Origin of the sequence: Streptosporangium pseudovulgare (genome assembly GCF_014648055.1) — a bacterium.
Lineage (GTDB): Bacteria > Actinomycetota > Actinomycetes > Streptosporangiales > Streptosporangiaceae > Streptosporangium > Streptosporangium pseudovulgare.
Genome location: NZ_BMQJ01000008.1, coordinates 101598 through 120278 on the forward strand (window position 1 = coordinate 101598; position 18681 = coordinate 120278).

At 72.1% G+C, this 18681-nt stretch carries 14 protein-coding genes; 7 read left to right on the top strand and 7 right to left on the bottom strand.

Features of this window, described 5'->3' with window-relative positions; translation table 11 throughout:
* Window positions 1-72: 72 nt before the first annotated feature.
* Window positions 73-2379, bottom strand: coding sequence for a hypothetical protein (locus IEZ10_RS17405; RefSeq protein WP_189247561.1), 2307 nt, complete (start codon window positions 2377-2379; stop codon window positions 73-75).
* Between the two features lie 332 nt (window positions 2380-2711).
* Here IEZ10_RS17405 and IEZ10_RS17410 point away from each other — a divergent pair, with 332 nt between their 5' ends.
* The 5 genes from IEZ10_RS17410 to IEZ10_RS17430 are packed head-to-tail and all read left to right on the top strand — an operon-like array spanning window position 2712 to window position 6723.
* Complete coding sequence (locus tag IEZ10_RS17410; protein WP_189247562.1) at window positions 2712-3887, top strand: ABC transporter ATP-binding protein; 1176 nt, start codon at window positions 2712-2714, stop codon at window positions 3885-3887.
* Window positions 3877-4551, top strand: a complete 675-nt coding sequence (locus IEZ10_RS17415; RefSeq protein WP_179825074.1) for an ABC transporter permease — start codon at window positions 3877-3879, stop codon at window positions 4549-4551. Before IEZ10_RS17410 ends, IEZ10_RS17415 begins: the two co-directional genes overlap by 11 nt.
* Window positions 4548-5219, top strand: a complete 672-nt coding sequence (locus tag IEZ10_RS17420; protein ID WP_179825072.1) for an ABC transporter permease — start codon at window positions 4548-4550, stop codon at window positions 5217-5219. The genes IEZ10_RS17415 and IEZ10_RS17420 overlap by 4 nt, the downstream gene beginning before the upstream one ends.
* A 37-nt stretch (window positions 5220-5256) precedes the next feature.
* A complete protein-coding gene (locus IEZ10_RS17425) occupies window positions 5257-6186 on the top strand; it encodes an ABC transporter substrate-binding protein (protein ID WP_189247563.1) in 930 nt (309 codons plus the stop codon).
* Between the two features lie 42 nt (window positions 6187-6228).
* Window positions 6229-6723 carry a flavin reductase family protein gene (locus IEZ10_RS17430; RefSeq protein WP_189247564.1) on the top strand — a complete coding sequence of 165 codons (495 nt, stop codon included), beginning with the start codon at window positions 6229-6231 and terminating at the stop codon, window positions 6721-6723.
* Between the two features lie 49 nt (window positions 6724-6772).
* Here IEZ10_RS17430 and IEZ10_RS17435 read toward each other — a convergent pair whose 3' ends face one another.
* The 3 genes from IEZ10_RS17435 to IEZ10_RS17445 all read right to left on the bottom strand — a co-directional run bounded on the left by IEZ10_RS17435 (window position 6773) and on the right by IEZ10_RS17445 (window position 15326).
* The gene (locus tag IEZ10_RS17435) at window positions 6773-11170 is read right to left on the bottom strand and encodes an nSTAND1 domain-containing NTPase (protein ID WP_189247565.1); all 4398 of its coding nucleotides are present in this window, start codon (window positions 11168-11170) and stop codon (window positions 6773-6775) included.
* Window positions 11171-11447: 277 nt separating this feature from the next.
* Complete coding sequence (sppA, locus tag IEZ10_RS17440) at window positions 11448-13148, bottom strand: signal peptide peptidase SppA (protein ID WP_189247566.1); 1701 nt, start codon at window positions 13146-13148, stop codon at window positions 11448-11450.
* A 30-nt stretch (window positions 13149-13178) separates the two neighbouring features.
* Complete coding sequence (locus IEZ10_RS17445; RefSeq protein ID WP_189247567.1) at window positions 13179-15326, bottom strand: S8 family peptidase; 2148 nt, start codon at window positions 15324-15326, stop codon at window positions 13179-13181.
* A 321-nt stretch (window positions 15327-15647) separates the two neighbouring features.
* Here IEZ10_RS17445 and IEZ10_RS17450 point away from each other — a divergent pair, with 321 nt between their 5' ends.
* Complete coding sequence (locus IEZ10_RS17450) at window positions 15648-16211, top strand: MarR family winged helix-turn-helix transcriptional regulator (RefSeq protein WP_189247568.1); 564 nt, start codon at window positions 15648-15650, stop codon at window positions 16209-16211.
* Window positions 16201-16632, top strand: coding sequence for a hypothetical protein (locus IEZ10_RS17455; protein WP_229811367.1), 432 nt, complete (start codon window positions 16201-16203; stop codon window positions 16630-16632). Before IEZ10_RS17450 ends, IEZ10_RS17455 begins: the two co-directional genes overlap by 11 nt.
* Window positions 16633-16814: 182 nt before the next feature.
* On the opposite strand, the gene IEZ10_RS17460 is transcribed toward IEZ10_RS17455, so the two are convergent.
* The 3 genes from IEZ10_RS17460 to IEZ10_RS17470 form a co-directional block, all read right to left on the bottom strand.
* Window positions 16815-17417 (bottom strand): hypothetical protein, encoded by a 603-nt coding sequence (locus tag IEZ10_RS17460; protein WP_189247569.1) that lies wholly within the window; start codon window positions 17415-17417, stop codon window positions 16815-16817.
* 215 nt (window positions 17418-17632) lie between these two features.
* Window positions 17633-17962 carry a NucA/NucB deoxyribonuclease domain-containing protein gene (locus IEZ10_RS17465; protein WP_189247570.1) on the bottom strand — a complete coding sequence of 110 codons (330 nt, stop codon included), beginning with the start codon at window positions 17960-17962 and terminating at the stop codon, window positions 17633-17635.
* A gap of 43 nt (window positions 17963-18005) precedes the next feature.
* On the bottom strand, window positions 18006-18656 hold the full coding sequence (locus IEZ10_RS17470) for a DUF6461 domain-containing protein (protein WP_189247571.1): 651 nt from the start codon (window positions 18654-18656) through the stop codon (window positions 18006-18008).
* Between the last annotated feature and the right edge of the window lie 25 nt (window positions 18657-18681).

Here is an 18681-nt window from a genome sequence, read left to right on the forward strand (position 1 = left end):
TCACGGCGTCACGGCACCGGGGCGTCATGGCACCGGGGCGTTACGGCGCCGGGGCGTTACGGCGCCGGGGCGTCACGGCGCCAGGGCGGGCATGGCGAGGAAGACGATCACCGCGATCGCCACGCAGATGAGGAAGCCCACGAGCTCCCAGACCCAGTCGTGGTGACGCTCGGCGTGCCTGCCCGGCCGGCGCCTGGGCCTGCGATGCGACCGCCCGCCTGACCGCGCCGTACGGGACGCCCGGGGGCTCGGCTCCGGGACATCGGCCCGGACCCCGGTCACGGCCGCGGCCGTGGCTCCGACCTCCGCGTTCCCAGTGTTCCCGGGGTTCCCGGCGTTCGCCAGCATCCCGGCCCGCCAGGCGGCGACCTCCTGGAAGTCGGTCGTCGCCGCGTCGGTCGTCCGGGGGTCCTGCGTTTCCGCGGCGGTCGTCCGGAGGCCGGTCGTCTCCGCCGTGGCCTCGGGCTCGGGCTCCTGCCCGCTCAGGGGCCACCCCGTGTCGGCGGGCCGTTCCAGCCCGTGCACGCGGACGGGTCGTTCCGGCGCGGTCCAGTCGACGATCGGCCACTCGTCGCGCGGAGCCCGTACGGCCTCCACCGGACCGGCGTCCGCGTGCGGCACGTCCCCGGTGTCCGCGAGAGGGGTCCTCCCGGCGTCCTCGTACGGGGACGCCGCGGCGTCCGTACGCGCCGTCGGGTCCTGGGCCGTGGACGTCGTGGACGTCCGGTCCTGGACCGGGGACGTCGTGGAGCCGGGGACGGTCAGGTCCTCCAGCTCGTCGGCCCGCAGCGGCCAGCCGGGCAGCGGACGCTCGTGCTCCCCCCGCCGGCCGGCGTCCTCGCGCCACCCGCGATCCCCTCGCCGATCGGGCTCTTCGCGCCGCTCGTGCCGTCCGCGGTCCGTGCGCCGCCTGTCGCGGTCGCGTTCCTCGCGCGGCGCGGCGGCCACCAGCCTGTCGGTCCGGATCAGGGCCGCCCGCGCCTCGGGGGTGAGGGGCTGGAACAGGTTCCCCACGGAGGGGAACCCGTCCGGCGACGACGGCGACGACGGTGGTGATGACGGCGATGACGATGGTGGTGACGGCGACGCCTCGGGTTCGAGCACGTCCCCGGGGACCGGGGCGGACAGGGGCGCCGAACCGCGCGGCGAGGGCCGGCGCAGCCTCGCCCGCCGGGCGCGGGGCGACATGTCGTCGAGCGAGGTCAGGACCGCGTCCTTGAGCCGGGGCATCGGCTCGGTGGTGGCCTCGTGCGCGGAGACCACGTCCGGGTCCGGCGGCGAGAAGGGGTCGGACGCGCGGTCCCGCGCGGAGGAGCCGGGGTGACCCGAAGATCCGGTGAAGCCGGTGAAGCCGGTGGGACCCGACGGCCCGGACGATCCGGGGGAGCCGGGAAGGATCGGGGAGCCCGAGGGACCCGGGGAACCGGGCGAGCCGTCGCGCGGTCCGCCCGCCGGCCCGATCGGCAGCGGGAACACGGTGGTGCTGGTCAGCGCGTCGGTCTCGGAGGGCGGGAGCGGCCACACCGGGGGCGCGGGCCACAGCCTCCTGAGCGGGGGACCGGAGGGGCGCGAGGCGGAAGCCGTACCGGGTCGGATGCCCGGCGCGGCGGAAGCCGTACCTGACCGGACCTCCGGCGAAGCGGGAGCGGCACCCGGCCGGACCACCGGCGTGGCGGGAGCCGTATCCGGCCGGACTCCCAGCACGGCGGCGCGCAGATCCGGCGGCGGGACGGCCCAGGGGGCGCGGGCGAGGACGTCGCGGATGGGCGCGGCGTCCAGAGCGCCGAACACCTCGGCCATGCGGTCCGGCACCCTCATCGAGGCCAGGGCCGGGCGCAGCGCCTGGGCGAAGCGCCGGCAGGCGCTCACGGTCAGCTCGTCGGCGGTGTCGGCGGCCACGTCGAGCACCCAGGAGAGCTCGAAGGCGTCCATCTCGCACACGCCGGACAGGTACAGCACCTCGCGCTGGTGGGGCCGCAGGTCGCGCAGCACCCGCCCGACGAAGGCGGCCACCAGGTCGGCTCCGGCGATCGGCGGCGCGTGGACGACGTCGCGGTGCTGGATCTCGCGGCGGGCCAGCGCGTAGAGGGCGGCGCGCGGCGGGCCGGCGGCCTCCCCAACGGAGTACGGCCCGGCGGCCTCCCCGGCGGCGTGCGGCGCGAGGGTCTCCCCGGCGGCGCGCGGCGGCCCGGCGGTCCCCACCGTGGCGCGCGGCCCGGCGGCCTCCACGGCGGCGAAGACGGCCGCCAACACGGCGGCTGCGGCGCCGGGATCACCGAGCTGGTCGTGACAGTACGCGAACAGTCCGGCGGCGTGACGGTCGTAGAGCTCGGCGACGAGGTCACCACGCGAGCGCCGACCGAGGAGCGGCTGGGTCACGGGAACCGGTTCCTCTGGTGGTTCGGATGGTTCAGGCGGGGCACCTGACGATGAAACCGGGATGAGCGGAATACGTACGGTGCCGATGTGGCTGTTGGTGCATGTGTGTCAGATGAGTCACTCCCCACGATATGGGTAATCATGCCGGGTCGGCGGGCCCAATCGCACTATTGACTGCCCTTTCTCCGGAGGGCTTGCTAGCCTGAGCGGCCCCCTGGTGGGGGCCATGGGAGGGTTGAGTTGGATACCTCACCTTTGTCGGTCCCGCGTTAGACCATGGGGCGGTTGTGGGCAGGGGGTCCCACGCCCCGCCGGCGAGCAAAAGGTTACGCATGATCACATTCGACCGTGTCACCAAGCGATATCCAGACGGAACCGTCGCCGTGGACGACCTCAGCCTCGAAGTTCCCACGGGTGGGATAACCGTGTTCGTCGGTCCCTCCGGATGCGGCAAGACGACGTCCCTCCGGATGATCAACAGAATGATCGACCCGAGCGAGGGCCGCGTCCTCCTCGACGGCGTGGACGTCACCACCGTCGATCCGCCCACGCTGCGCCGGGGCATCGGCTACGTGATCCAGCAGGCCGGCCTCTTCCCGCACCGGAAGATCGTGGACAACGTCGCGACCGTGCCCCAGCTCCTCGGCTGGGACCGGCGGAAGGCCCGGGACCGCGCGATGGAGCTGCTGGAGCGGGTGGGCCTGGACACCGGCCTCGCGAACCGCTACCCCTTCCAGCTCTCCGGCGGCCAGCAGCAGCGCGTCGGCGTGGCCCGCGCGCTCGCGGCCGACCCGCCGGTGCTGCTGATGGACGAGCCGTTCAGCGCGGTGGACCCGATCGTGCGCGCGAGCCTGCAGGACGAACTGCTGCGGCTCCAGGCCGAGCTGCACAAGACGATCGTGTTCGTCACCCACGACATCGACGAGGCCGTCAAGCTCGGCGACCGGGTCGCCGTGCTGCAGGTGGGCGGGCACCTGGCGCAGCTCGACGACCCCGCGACGCTGCTGGCCAGGCCCGCCGACGGGTTCGTCCGGGAGTTCCTCGGCCGCGACCGGGGCATCCGGCGGTTGTCGTTCGTCCCCGGCGCGGGACTGGGGCTGCGCGGCGACCTGACCGTGCCGGTCTCCGCCGACGTCGCCTCGGCCCGCGGCACGGCGGAGCCCTGGCTGGCCGTGGTCGACCCGGACGGCGGGCCCCTGGGCTGGGCCGCCACCGCCGGTCTTCCGGAGAGCGGGACGTTCGAGGCGGTGCCGCTCGCGCCGTACGGGACGTTCGTCAGGGACCGCGACTCGCTCCGCGCGGCGCTGGACGCGGCGCTGCTGTCGCCCTCGGGGAACGCGATCGCGGTGGACGACTCCGGGCGGGCCGAGGGCGTGGTCACCCGCGAGGTCCTGGACGAGGCGCTGGTCCTGGCCGCCCGGGAGGCGTCCCGCGTGGCGGGGGAGACCCGGGCCGACGAAGGACCCGGGGAGGCCGGCGGAGCCCGGGAGGCCGCGGATGGACGGTGAGCCCCTGGTCCGCTGGGACTGGATCTGGCGCAACTGGAGCACCGGCCGGGCGGGCAGCATCGACTCCCTGCTCCAGCAGCACGTGGTGATGGCGCTGCTGCCGGTCGTGCTCGGGCTGGTCGTCGCGCTGCCGATCGGGCTGGCCTGCGTGCGCTGGCGCTGGCTGTACCAGCCGACGGCCGGGCTGATGAACGTCGTCTACGCGCTGCCGTCCCTGCCGGTCTTCATGCTCCTGCTCCCGGCGACCGGCCTCGGACCGGCGACAGTGATCATCCCGCTGAGCTTCTACGGCGTGGCCGTGCTGATCCCCGCCGTGGTGGACGGCATCGCCTCGGTCCCCGACCACGTGCGGCAGTCGGCGGTCGCGATGGGCTTCACCCCGCTGCGCCGGCTGCTCCGGGTGGAGCTGCCGATCGCCGTCCCGGTGGTGCTGGCGGGCCTGCGCGTGGTCGCGGTCTCCAGCATCAGCCTGGTCAGCGTGGGCGCGCTCATCGGCCAGGGCGGGCTGGGCAACCTGTTCACCGACGCGTTCAAGCGGGACTTCCCCACCCCGGCGGTCGTGGGCATCGTGCTCATCGTGGCGCTGGCCCTGCTGGTGGACGGCCTCCTGCTCGCCGCGCAGCGGCTGCTCACCCCCTGGCAGCGGGCGAGGGGGAGCGCGTGAACTGGCTGACCGACTTCTTCGGCGACCCGGCCCACTGGTCGGGGCCCGACGGCATCCCGGCCCGGCTGCTGGAGCACCTGGCGTTCTCCGCGGCGGCGCTGCTGCTGGCCGCGCTGATCGCGCTGCCGCTGGGGCTGTGGATCGGCCACACCGGCCGGGGCGCCTACTTCATCGTGGCGACGGTCAACGTCGCCCGCGCGATACCCACCCTCGGCCTGCTCGTGCTGTTCGTGCTGCTGCTCGGCACCACCACGGTCTGGCCGGTGCTCATCCCGCTGGTGGCGCTGGCGGCGCCGCCCATCCTGGTCAACACCTACGAGGGCGTCCGGGGCGTGGACCCCGACCTGCGAGACGCCGCGTACGGCATGGGCCTGCGCGGCGGCCAGGTCCTGGGCAGGGTGCTGGTGCCGGTGGCGCTGCCGCTGATCCTGCTCGGGCTGCGGCTCTCGGCCGTCCAGGTGGTGGCGACCACGACCGTGGCGGCCTACGCCGGGCTCGGCGGGCTGGGCCGTTTCATCATCGACGGCCTGGCGACGAAGGACTACGCGAGCGTCGCGGGCGGCGCCGTGCTGGTGGTGCTGTTCGCGCTCGCCGTACAGCTGTTGTTCACGTTGGCACAGCGGACGGCGGTGTCGCCGGGGGTGAGCCGGAGACAGCGCGTCCGCTAATCTACTAATAACCCCCCGTTTGAAAGGGAAATGCACGATGAAGCGTCTGTTCGGCACCGCGGCGGTAGTCCTGTCCGCGGCGCTCACACTTACCGCGTGCGGCGGGGGAGACCCCCTGACCAGCGCCTCCGCGAGCCCGGCCACCACCGGTTCCGGCTCGGGATCGGGTTCCGGGGGCGGCAGGGCCGTCGTCGGCTCCTTCGACTTCCCCGAGAGCGTCCTGCTCGCCTCCATCTACGCCCAGGCGCTGGAGTCCAAGGGCGTGACGGTCGAGGAGAAGCCCAACATCGGCAGCCGTGAGATCGTCTACGACCAGGTCAAGAGCGGCGGCCTGACCGTGCTCCCCGAGTACAACGGGGCGCTGCTGGCGTTCATCGACCCGAAGACCACGGCCGCGTCCAAGGACGAGGTCAACGACGAGCTGAAGGCCAAGCTCCCGGCCGAGGTGGAGATCCTCGACTCGGCCGCCGCCGAGGACAAGGACTCCCTCACGGTCACCAAGGAGAGCGCGACCAAGTACAAGCTCACCACGATCGAGGACCTCGCCAAGATCTCCAAGCAGAACGCCGTCGGCGGCCCGCCCGAGTTCAAGAAGCGGCGCGAGGCCCAGTTCAAGGACGTCTACGGCCTGGAGTTCAAGGAGTGGAAGCCGACCGGCGCGACCACCGCCGACGCCGTCAAGAGCGGCACGGTCCTGACCGGCAACGTCTTCACGACCGACCCGAAGATCGTGCTCAACGACCTGGTCCCGCTGGAGGACCCCAAGAACGTCTTCAGCGCCCAGAACGTCACCCCGCTGGTCAACAAGGCGGCCGCGAACGACACGGTCCGGACCACGCTGAACGCGATCTCCGCCAAGCTCGACACCCAGACCCTCGTCGACATGATGAAGCGCGTCGCGGTGGACAAGGACGACGCCGCCGTGGTCGCCAAGGACTGGCTGACCAAGAACGGCCTGGCCTCCTGACACCCCGCCGGAGCGGTGGCCGGGGTCCGGGATGATGACGGTATGAGCGAGTTCACCGAGGCCATGGCGGGGGTGGCGACCGCGGTGACGGTGGTCACCGTCAACGACGGGCGCGACGACGTGGGCGGAACGGTCGGCACCTTCACGTCCGTCTCGCTCGACCCCGAACTGGTGATGGTCAGCCTCGCGAACACCGGCTACCTCAACGAGCTGCTGCTGCGCCGCGACCGCTGGGCGGCCAGCGTGCTGTCGGCCGGGCAGAAGGCGATCGCCAGCCGCTTCGCCACCCCGGGCCGCCCCGGCGCGCGGCTGCTGCTCGCCGGGACGCCGCACCACCGGGGCGAGCTGAGCGGGGCGCTCGTCGTGGAGGGCGGCGTGGCCGCGCTGGAGGCCGAGACGACGCAGGTCGTCCCGGCCGGCGACCACACGCTCCACATCGCCCGGGTACTCGGGGTGAGCTACGTCGAGCCGTCGCTCACCCCGCTCGTACGGCTCCGCGGCCGCTACCGCCCCGTCGGAGACCCGGACGCCCGTTAACCCCGGCCGCCGCGCGTTGGGGCGGGGAGGCGGGGAGCCGGCGGCGACATCAGCGGCCACCGCAGACCGGACGGTACGGCTCGCCGGGGAGGTACTGCCGCCACTCCTGAGGAGTGAGCGAGCGTCCGGCGGCCGAACAGGCCGCCCGGAACAGGTCGGAAGGAATGGCCACGTCCCACAGCCAGACCACGCCGTTCGCGGCGCCGGTGGCGAGAGTCCGGCCGTTCGGACTGAAGGCCACGGCGTAGACGCCGCCGTCGTCGGGATGTGCGGCGGCGCCAATCTGCTGGCGTGTGGCCAGGTCCCACAGCCGCACGGTGCCGTCGTCGCCGCCGGTGGCGATCACCCGCCCGTCCGGGCTGAAGGCGACATCCCTAACGGTGCCGGTATGGCCGGTGAACGGCCGGCCGGCCTGACGGTGGGCGCGCACGTCCCACAGCCGGACCGTGCCATCGGCCCCGCCGCTGAGCAGGTGACGGCCGTCCGGGCTGAACGCGACACGGTGGACCGCCGCGGTGTGCCCGAAAAGGGGGGTGCCGAGACCGCGCTGCGTGCGCACGTCCCAGAGCCGGATCGTGTGGTCGTCGCCCGCGGTGGCCAGTGTCGCGCCGTCGGGGCTGAACGCGACCCCTCTGACGCCCTCGATCCCGCTGGACCGGTGACCACGCAGCGGTCCGCCCAGCGCGGTGTGCCGGGAAATGTCCCATAGACGGGCGGTGCCGTCCACGCCCGCGGTGGCGGCCCACCGGCCGTCCCGGCTGATCGCCACCCCTCTCGCTCCGCCGTTGAACGACGCCTCATGTCCGACGAGCGGCGCACCGATCCTGCGCCGGGCCTTGACGTCCCAGACCCACAGGTCCGCCTCGTAGTCGGCGATGGACACCAGGGTCCGCCCGCCGGGGCCGAAGGCGACCTGCTGGACGCCATCGGTGTGCCCGGTCAGCGGCGGGTCCTCAGGCCGGTGCGTGGCGGGGTCCCACAACCGGATGTCCTTGTCGCCACCGGCCGTGGCCAGCACTCTCCCGTCCGGGCTGAAGGCCACGGTTTCCACCGAGCCTTTGTGACCCAGGAGCATGGGGCCCACCTGCCGGAACCCCGCCGTGGTCCACAGCCGGACGCTGCCGTCGCCACCGGCCGAGACCAGGGTCGAGCCGTCCCCGCCGAACGCCAGCCCCGCCACCCCGGCCAGGCTTGACCCGTGACCGGTCAACGTCGGGCCGATCCGCCGCTGGGACGTCAGGTCCCACAGCTGGATCACTCCGTCCAGGGCGGTGCCCGTGGCGATGGTCTGACCGTCCCCGCTGAGGGCCAGGGCCGAAACGCCGTCGCCGGTGACCTTTATGGGCCTGCCCAGCGGTGTGCCGCGCTCCACGTCCCACATCCGGACGGTCCTGTCCTGACTGCTGGTGATCAGGATCCGGCCGTTGGGGATGAACGTCGCCCCTGTGATCCAGCGGGTGTGACCCTTGAGCGGACGGCCGAACGGCTTGCGCGTCACAGCGTCCCACAGCCGTACGGTGCCGTCCCCCTCGCCGGTGACCGCCAGCTTGCCGGCCGGGTCGAACGCGACGAACGTGACCTGTGTCCGGCCGCCGGAGGTCAACCGGCCGGCCCGGTGGCCCTTATGGGTGTCCCACAGCAGGGCGGCACCTCCGGTGGTGGCCACGGTGATGCCGTCAGGGCTCCACGCCAGCCGGCGGATGCTCCAGTCGCCCGTGTCGAACGCCCGGAGCTGGACCTTGGTCGAGGAGTCCCATATCCGCAGCATCCCCTGCTGGTCGACGGTCGCGATGCGCGTGCCGTCGGGGTTGAACCTCACCGACTCGACCCTGTGGTCGCCGGTCGAGAACCAGCCCACCTGACGGCGGGCGGCCACGTCCCACAGCCGCACAACGCCGTCGCCGCCCGCAGTGGCCAAGATCTTGCCGTCGGGGGCGAAGGCCACGTCAGAGAACATCACGTCGAGATAGCCCGAGATCGGGTTCTCCGGCACGCCGGCGGGGGCGGGACTGATGCGGTCGTCGGCGGTGGTGAGCGTTCCCCTGCCGCGGCGTGCGAGCGCGTTGATCATCGCGTGTCCGGCCTCCGGTGTGTGCGCGGTGTCCCACGCCGTGGCGGCCAGCATGAGGGCGGCACCGGGGTCGGTGTCGGCGATCGTGACGCTCTGCAGCGACAGCCGCCGTGACAGGTCGACGCCTCGCTGCGCGTCGGCCCTGTCACGTTCCATCCGGGCCGTGCCCGCCGCGCTCACCGCCAGTCCGGCACCCGCCAGCGCGGCGACCAGCAGCAGGGCCAGGCCGGCCGTCACCACCCGGCGTACCCGGGCCGAGCGCGTCACGGCCCGGGTGCCGGCCGCGACGAACCGCCGGGCCTCCGGCGTGAGCGCCGGATAGCGGTCCGGGTCGGACTCCCAGCGTGCCCGCTCCTGTTGGACGGCGGCCAGTCGCGTGCCCCGGTACAGGAAGGAGGCGTCCTCGCCGCCGGCCGCCCACTCGGCGGCGTCCTCGGTCAACTGGGTGTGGACGACGTGGCTCGCATGGTCGTCGGCCAGCCACTCGCGCAGCCTCGGCCAGACCGTCAGCAGCACGTCGTGCGCGATCTCGGCCGTGCCCTCGTTGAGCACCACCAGTCGCCGATCGGCGAACGCGCTCAGCACCCTCGCCGCCCCACCGGCTTCGTCGAGCGCGGTGAGCGCCACGGGCCGCCGGGTGACGCGCCCGCCCCGTACCACGGCCATCTGCCTGAACATCGTTCGCGCGGTCGCGCGCTCGGCTTCGGTGGACAGCGTGGCGTACGCGGCCTCGGCGCTCGTCTGCACGGCCTTGGCCACCCCGCCGCCCTCGCCGTACGCCCTGGTGGTCAGCCGGGTGCCCTCTCTGTTCTCCCAGGTCGCCAGCAGGGCCTGGGACAGCAGCGGCAGGACTCCCGCCCCGTACCCGGCGGATTCCGCCGCCTCGCCCCGGACGGCGGGGGTGGCGACGTCGTCCAGAATGGACTCGGTCAGTCCCGCCTCAAGGGTCAGCCCGGCGGCCTCGGCCGGGCCGACGACGGCTCTGCGCAGCTCGGCCCTGGTCATCGGGCCCAGCACGAACGGTCCCTCCCGCATCGCCGGGGCCAGTGCGGCGGTGTCCGCGCAGCGGTCGATGAAGTCGCCGCGCACGGCCATGACGACCAGCGCGCCCGGCTGCCCCGCCGCCCCCGCGGGCTCGGTGGCCGCCGCGACCAGCGTCGTCACGAAGGCATCACGGATCCGGCGGTCGGTCACCAGCGTGAAGACCTCCTCGAACTGGTCCACCACGATGACCAGCCGTGAACCGCCGGTGTCGCCCACGGCCAGCAGGACCTGCCGGACGACCAGCGCCGCCCGCGTGGGATCGTCGGCCAGAGAGCGCCGGATCGTGACCGGATCCAGCGACCCCGCCAACGACGCCAGCGCCGCCGCGAGCTCACCCAGCGGGTCCGCCGTCGCGGTGATCAGCAGACGCGGCCAGCGCTCCGCCCCCGGCACCGCCAGCAGTCCTCTGGCCAGCGCGGGCATCAGCCCCGCTCGCAGCAGCGACGACTTCCCGGCGCCGGACGCTCCGGTGACGATCAACGGGCCAGGCCGGTTCAGCCGCTCGGCCAACGCGCCCACCAGCCGGATCGTCTCCTGCTCACGGCCGTAGAAGATCCGCGCATGGTCGACCTCGAACGGCCACAGACCTCGGTAAGGGCTACCCGACTCCCAGACAGGACTGTCCTGCGGCGCACCCGGCTCCCCGGCTCCAGCGGCGGTGCCGTGGTGACGGCGTACGCCGCTCTGCCGCAGAATGGCCAGATCCTCAAGGACGCGCATCAACTGCGCGGACTGTTCGCGCAGCCGTTCCCGGTCGCTGCGGTGCTCGGCGTCCTGGCGGCGCAGCGTCCGCTGGATGTCCGCCGCCGCGTCCCCGATCCCGGTCAGCAGGTCGGAGAACTCCTCGAACTCCTCGCTCAGCTCGGCGAACGCCCGGGTGATCTGTGTCCTGGTCGCCCGATCACCGGACTTGATCGCGACCTCCAGGGCGATCCCCGCCATGTCGATCTCTCGCATCAGCGCGGCGATCTCCCGCCGCAGCAGCGTGGCACGGGCCTGATCCCCGGTCAGGGCACGCTCGATCCGTTCGGCCAGCTCGTTCTCGGCCTGCGCCGGGGTCGGGGGCCCCGCGCGGCGGCGCAGTGCGGCGACCGCGTCGCTGATCACCCCGCTGAGCACATTGGTGCCCACGCCCGCCGCGATGCCCAGCGTCGCCGCACCCGTCATGCTCGGTTCGGTCAGTGCCAGCGGAAGCAGGGCGCTCGCCGACAGAACCGCCAGCAGCGTCGGGGGAGTGGCCCTCAGGGCGCCGGAGGCCATCTGGCGGGTCAGTGCCAGGGAGACCCGCTCCCTGGTCGCCTCGGCGCTGTCTTCCCCGCTGCCGTCCGCCATGGCGTTTCACCTGACCGAGCTCGTCACCACCACCGTGTTTCGCATTCACCTATCGGTTCGTCGGCGCGTACCGCTACATCCGGACGGCCGGCCGGTCCGCCCCGGCCCGAGTACGGCCTCACGTGGACCGGCGGCGCCGGAGAGGCCGACCGGTCGGCGGCCGGGACCTCGATGACCTGTCCGTGGGTGAGCTCGGCCAGGTCATCTACGGAGCAGGGGCATCGACCGTGCGGGGACGGGGCTGGAAGGCCACTGAAGATCTTGTATCGGTGGCCTTCTAGCGGATCGTCCAGGAGCCGGGGAGCATGAGCGGGCCGTACGACGGCAGGCCCAGCTCGGCGGCGAGGTGGGAGATCGAACCCCACGACTCCAGCCGGACCCGGGACAGCGCGGCGGCCCTGTCCTCGCTCGACTCCGCCGGGCGCAGCCGCTCCAGCGGGCTCAGCCTGGGGTAGACCCGCACCGGGGCGTCGGCGGCGACGCCCGCCTTCTTCCGCGCCAGGGCGAGGGCGTCCTCCAGGCCGCCGAGCTCGTCGACGAGCCCGTGCGCGTGGGCGTCCGCGCCGGTCCAGACCCGGCCCCTGGCCAGCTCGTGGACGCGCTCGCGCGGCAGGTCACGGCCCTCGGCGGCCTTGGCCACGAAGTCGTCGTAGACCCGGTCCAGCCAGGCGTTGACCCGCGCCCACTGGGCCTCGGAGAAGGCGTTCGTCGGGGAGAACATCCCGGCGTTGGCGCCCTCACCGACCGTCTCGGAGGAGATGCCGATCTTCTCCAGCAGCCCGCCGATGACGGCCTTGCCGCCGAACACGCCGATGGAGCCGGTGAGCGTGCCCGGCTGGGCCACGATCGCGTCGGCGGCCATCGAGACCATGTAGCCGCCGGAGGCCGCGAGGTCGCCCATCGAGACCACGACCGGCTTGCCCGCCTTACGGGTCAGCACCACCTCGCGCCAGATGGCGTCGGAGGCGACGTAGGAACCGCCGGGGCTGTCCACCCGGAACACGACGGCCTTGACGTGGTCGTCGTTGCGGGCCGCGCGCAGGGCCGCGCAGACGGTGTCGGAGCCCATCGCCCCGCCGCCGCCCAGCGGGCTGCGGCCGCTGCGGCCGAGCCGTACCGCGCCGTTGCCGTGGACCAGCGCGACGACGTCCTCGCCGGGGCGGGGCAGCTTCTTCGCGATCGGGCCACGGGCGTAGCGGGTGACGTAGAGGAGCAGGGAATCCTCACCGGCGGCCTTCTTGACCTCGTCGTAGACCTCGTCGCGGTAGGCCATCCGGTCCACCAGGCCCGCCTCGACGGCCTCGGCGCCGATGAACGGTCCCCGGTCCACCAGCTCACGGACCCTGGCGGGCTCCATCCCGCGGCCCTCGGCGATGCCCGCGACGACCTGCTCGGTGATCGACTCGGTGATCCGGCCCATCGACTCGCGGTGCGCCTCGGTCATGTGGTCCTGGGTGAAGGTGTTGGCCGCGGTCTTGTACTCGTGCCGCTGGCCGATCTGGTAGTCCACGCCGAGTTTGCCGAGCGCGCCCTTCAGGAAGCGCTGCTCGATCGCGACGCCGGTGAGCCCCACGTCGCCCGACGGCTGCAGGTAGACCCGCTCGAAGGCGGTGGCCAGGTAGTAGGGGACGGTGCCCGCGCCGAACTCGCCGAACGACTCGGCGAACGCGACCGTCAGCTTGCCCGCCTCGCGCAGCCGGGTCACGGCCTGGCGCAGCTCCTGCACCATCGCCAGTCCCAGCGGGCGGGTGCCGATCTTGACGACCAGGGCCCTGACCCGCGTGTCCGTCCGGGCGCGCTTGAGGCCGGACAGCACGTCGCTCAGCCGCGGCCTGCGCATGGACAGCACCGCGTTCAGCGGGTCGGCCGGGGGGCCGTCGAGCAGGCCCTCGGTGAGGTCGAGTTCAAGGACCAGCGGGGCGGTGCGCCGCTGCCGGAACCGGTCGACGGAATCGATGATCACCTTGGTCGCGTCCATGGCTAACACCCTAGGCGACCAAAAAGCTACTTATGCGGTACCGCGGACATTCACCCCTTTCCGCAGCATCGAGGTGGACGAGGTGAGCGAGGCGCCGGTGAGCCGCCGCTTCTCCGCCGTGGCGATGACGCTCCCGACCGTGGCCTTCGCGCTCCCCGTCTTCTCCGCCGAGCCCGTACGGCCGGCCTTCGCGGTGAGGCCGGCCGTGCCGTGCGCCCAGTTCAGCCAGGCGGCCAGCAGTTCGCTGTCCAGCGCGGCCCGCGCCGTCCGCTTGGCCGGGCGCAGCACCCGGTAGGCCGTGCCGAGCGTGGAGGCGCGGGTGACCTCGGGGAAGACCGCGCTCGCCTTGGAGACGAGCCGCAGGTAGCAGCCGAGCGTCCCGTCGCTCAGCACGCCCCTGCCCCGGGTCATCTCGACGGCCCACTGCTCCGCGGTCAGGCGCTTGCCGCCCTTGCCCCGGGTGCAGACGGCGGGCGCGGACGCCGGGGACCCGGTAGGCGGGACGGTGACGGGCGCGGCGGTGACCGTCACGGTGACCGTCACCGTCGGCAGCGGGACGGGCTCCGGCTCGGCGGGCGCCGGGGTGTCCTGCGGGTCCGGGGCAGGCCCTGAGCTGGGGTCCGGGACGGGGGCGTCCTGGTCGCCGGGCGCGGAGCCGTCACCCGAACCGTCACCCGAGCCGTCGCCGGGCCCCGGCTCCTGGGTGGCCGGCGGGCCGGGCGCCTGACCGGTCAGCGCGCCGTACACGTCGAGACGCGGGGTGGTGACCCCGCCGTAGACGATCGGGCGGCCCGCCGCGGTCAGCCTGCCGACGAGCGCGTCGGGGGAGGCGCCGGCGGACTTCTGCGCCAGCGCCGCCAGCGCGCCCGTGACGTGCGGGGCCGCCATCGAGGTGCCGCTGTAGACCGCGGTGCCGCCGCCGGGCACCGCGGAGTCGATCTCAAGGCCCGGCGCGAAGAGATCCAGTGTCGGGCCGTGGTTGGACCAGGAGGGCACCCGGTCGTCGCCGCCCACCGCGCCCACGGTCACCGCGCTGGAGACGCAGGCCGGCGCGCCGCCGCCCGCCACGCCCTCGTTCCCCGCGGCGGCGACGGTGACGACGCCCCGGGCGCGCAGCGCGTCGATCCGCTGCTTCAGCGGGCCGATCTCGGGCGCACCGTCGCACGCCCCATCGTAGAAACCGCCGCCGAGGCTGAGGTTCACCGCGACCAGGCCGGGCCGGGAGGTGTCCTTCAGCTTGATGAGGTGGTCGAGGGCGAGCAGGATCGTGGACTCGTAGGCGCCCACGCACGCCTCCTCGACGACGCACTCCTCGACGCCGTCGAACCGGCTGAAGACCTGGAGCGCCACGATGTCGGCGCCCGGCGCGACCGCGTGCGCGATGCCCGCGACATGGGTGCCGTGGTCGCACAGGTTGGCGGCGCCGCTCACGCACGCCGCCGTCTTCGCGTCGGCCGCGCCCGGACCGGTCTGCGTGTCCTGGCCGCCGGGGCACAGGGACTTCGCGCCGTCGCCGGTCGCGGAGAAGCACGCCTCGTCCACGACCTTCCCGTTCAGCGCGGGATGGCCGGCGTCGATCCCGGTGTCCACCACCGCGATCGTCCGGCCCTCACCGGTCGCGCCCTCCGCGATGGCCCGGTCGGCCCCGATCAGCGTCAGCCCGGAGGACAGCGAGGCGGCGGAGTAGGCGCGGTCGCGCCGGACCGACACCACCCGGGGGTCGGCGGCCAGCTTCTCCAGGGCCTCGCCGGTGCCCTCGACCACCAGGAAGGAGGTGTCCGGCGGCTGCAGCACGACCTCGGTGCCGGGCAGCGTCCGCGCCTCGCCGGCCACCGGCGCGGTCTCGGCGGGCGCGGTCACCTCGACGATGACCCGGCCGCCGTTTTCGCCACCGTCCTCGTCGCCGCCGAGCCCGGCCTCCAGCTTCGGCCGCTCCGCAGGTGGCGTCTCCTGTACGGCGGGCGGGTTTTGCACGCCCGGCGGATCCTGTGCGGCAGGCGTCCCCTCGGGCGGGGCCGTACCGGTGGCGGCCTGAGCCGGGGCCGTACCGGCGGTGTCCGTGACCGGGGGCGCGACGGCGGGCGGAGGTGGGACGGGCGGGGAGTCGGCGGCGAGCGCGGGCGCGGCCGGGGTGATGGTGAGCATGATCGCCATGGCCACGAGAGCGCGAAGTCGCACACGTCCTCCGGGGGATGAAACGGGCGATTCGGAGTCTAGGGAGCGTCTCGCCTCCGGTGAATACCTTCGCGGCGGATTTCCGGATCTTCCCAGGTCGCGTTCAGAAGCGGGCGGTCCCGGGCGTGGGACGGCGTGGGAGGAGGTCCGGGTCGGGAGCGGCGCGGGGTTCCCGAACGTGAGATGTCGCGGGATTCCCGAGGGTGAGACGGCGTGGGAGCCCTGAGCGTGGGATGGCGCACGGGCCGGGGCAAGGGACGGCGCGGGAGCCCGGGGCGTCCGGTTGATCATTTATGGAAGCATGTACTAATCTGCTTTCTCATTATGAACGACGTACGTAATTTCGAGGTCGATCCAGCCGGTTTCCACTACGACCCCCGGGTCAGGGCCACCATGGCCCGGTTCGTCACCGACGGCGGTGATCCGCTCGCCTTCGAGGCGGCCGCGGCCGTCCGCACCGCCCACCGCGCCGTCGAGCGCATGCGCTCCCACGGCTCCGAGGGCCGGGGGCTCAGCGCGGGCGCGCTCGACGTGCTGATCCGCCTGGACGGCGAGGAGCGAGGACTCAGCATCGGTGAGCTCGCCCGAGCCGCCGGGGTCAGCTCGCGCAACGTCACCGGGCTGGTGGACACGCTGGAACGCGACGGCCTGGTCCGCCGGGTCCCCGACGAGGCGGACCGGCGTTCGGTCCTCGCCGAGATCACGCCCGCCGGACGGGCCTGGCTGGACGCCTTCCGTAAGCCCACGCAGGCGGCCATGCGGGCGATGTTCCGCGGATTCACGCCCGAGGAGCTGGTCGTCTTCCGCGACCTCTGCCTGCGGCTGGCCGACAACCAGATCCGGCTCTCCGCCCACCTCCGCCAGAACGGACAGCGCGATGACCACTGACAGGGGTGACGCGGGTGAGCACCTCCCGACGAGGCCCGGCCCGATCCCTGACACCCCGGAGCGGACCCGCCACGCCGTGCGGGGCTACCACGAGGCGCGCTTCCGCGGCGACGCGACCGCGGCGGCGGCGTACCTCGGCGAGCCGTTCCGTTTCCAGAGCCCGTTCATCACCTCCGACGACCGCACGGAGCACCTGGCCACGCTGCCGGGGTTCGTGTCGATCGTGACGGGAGTCGACCTGATCAGCGAGCTGTACGGCGAGGCGGAGGCGACGCTCGTGTACGACGTGCATACCGCGACGCCGGCCGGCACCCAGCGCACGGCCGAGCACTTCCGCCTCGACGGCGGCGTGATCACCTCGATCACGCTGGTGTTCGACACCGCGCCCTGGCAGCCGATGAGGGAGTGGATAGAGCCCTGACGGGACACCGCCGCGCCGCGCGGCGGAGAGAAAGCGGACGGTGCCCGGACAGGGCGCAGCCGCGCGGTGGAACGGCCACCGCGTGGCGCGTCGGCGGTGAAACCCTCCCCAGCTCATCTCGCCCAAGCCCTACGTGTTCCTGTGAAGAAAGGAAAGAAACCAGCGAACCACCCTTTGGGTCTTTATTTTTCCCAGGACCCGTCGGGGATGCTATAGAAAGTGCGGGTCGACGCCCACCATTCCCGGTCGGCGAAGCGACCCGTGATGCGACCCATCATGCAGAAGAAGAGATGCACGTCCCAATGAGTGCCCGTCCTGCCGAGTTCCAGGCCCGCTGTGTAGGGCAGGTAGTCGGCGAGGTCCATGGGGCCGCCTTCAACCAATGGCGGGGAGATGTCACCGAGTTGCTCTCCGTCGTAGTTCAGGTACAACGGCTCGAGTCCTTCGCCCACTTCTCCTGCGTAGCAGATCTCGAAGACGCGTCGCTTTCCCAGATTGCGTATCGCGGGGTGGAACGAGTACATGCCGAAGGCGAACATGTGTGTCCAGCCGGATGTGTGCGGCCCCATCCAGATGGCCTTGTGCGGCAGGCCTTCGTAAGTCTCAAAAACGGTTTTCAGGTCGCACTCCAGGCGCGAGCCCGGATCCACCTCAAGCAGTCGGGCAAGCTCTTCTTGATCACTGCTCTCTATCCAGAGGGCGTGGAATCCCTGGTCGAGCCAGTGGCCGTACTCGGCCAGCAAGGCCCATTGATTCGCTTCGGGAAGCGCCTGTTTCGTATTCATCGTTCTCTGTGTTCTTGTATCTGATGGGGGGCGGGGCTGCGCTCGGCGGCCCCACATTAATGGCCGTTAATCCACGATCTTCACCAGAACGGGCTGTCGCTAACCTTGGTGATGGTTTTTGTCGGATCATAGGTGAGGAGTCGGCAATGGCCATAGAATGCCTTGAGCGCGGCTCCATGCAGTATATTATGGCTCTTCCGGACGCCCTGGACGGATCAGTTCATCTTGTCCTTGGCGACTCCTTCCTGAGTGGAGGCGAAGGGATATTCATCACACTGCGTATCCGTGTAGCCGTATTTTTTGTAAATATCCCAGGTGCAGTACTTGCAGTAATTCAAGCCGTAGTTCTTGGCGCCAGGTCTTCCCAGGGTGAAGTTGTCCTCGGGTACCGAGAACGGATGTCCGGAGAAGATGGCCCGATCGTCTTCGCAGCCCGTGTCGGTGCCCCTCCACAGGGAGGCTTTTTCATCCTGATGGCCTGGTGCGACAAGCCTGCGGAGAACGGCACCGTGGAGCCCGCAGGAGCTTGCAGCGGAGTGGTCCATCGTCTACGGCCGACTCGCGGGGGTCGCGGACTGTGGGTTCGGCTCACCTCGGGTCAGGAACGGCTCCGCACAGGTAGGTGGCCTCCTCCAGCAGCTGCGGCGTCATCGTGATCCCGGTGAGGCGCTCGGCCAGGAGGAACGCCGGCCCTTCGTTGGGGTCGGTGTGTGGAGGGTAGACGGAGTCGATCCGCTCCATGGTCTCTGCGAGTTCGTCCGGCATCTCCTCTGAGTAGCCTTCCCAGTGCGGGAACTCGCGCTGGATCTTTCCGTCTTCGATCCAGTGGGAATAGCCGTCCTGGTACTGGAACTCGAACCGGATCTTTCCGTCTTCGATCCAGTGGAAGTAGTCCATGCACTTGATGTCGAGGTAGAAGTGGGAGACGAGGCGGGTGCCCGCCGACAGCGGCACGGTGATCTCGTCGGTGACGCCGAGCCTGCCGTTGGCCTCGACGATGAGTACCCAGTCGCCTACAGCCGTGACGCCGAAGAACATGCTCTTCCCGTCGTAGCCGGAGTAGGCGGTACTCGTCAGCTCATCAAGCGTCATGTGAGAGCAGTCTTCGACCCGGACGCCGAGCCGGGTCACCAGTTCCTCAGGTGTCAGGCCGCGGACGTAGGTGAAGCAGTAGGCACCCCCCAGATCGGGGAGGTGCTCGGAGGGGAACCGGGAGTAGTCGTCAGGGGACGCGATCACCCCGTCATGCTCGCAGCGCCCACCG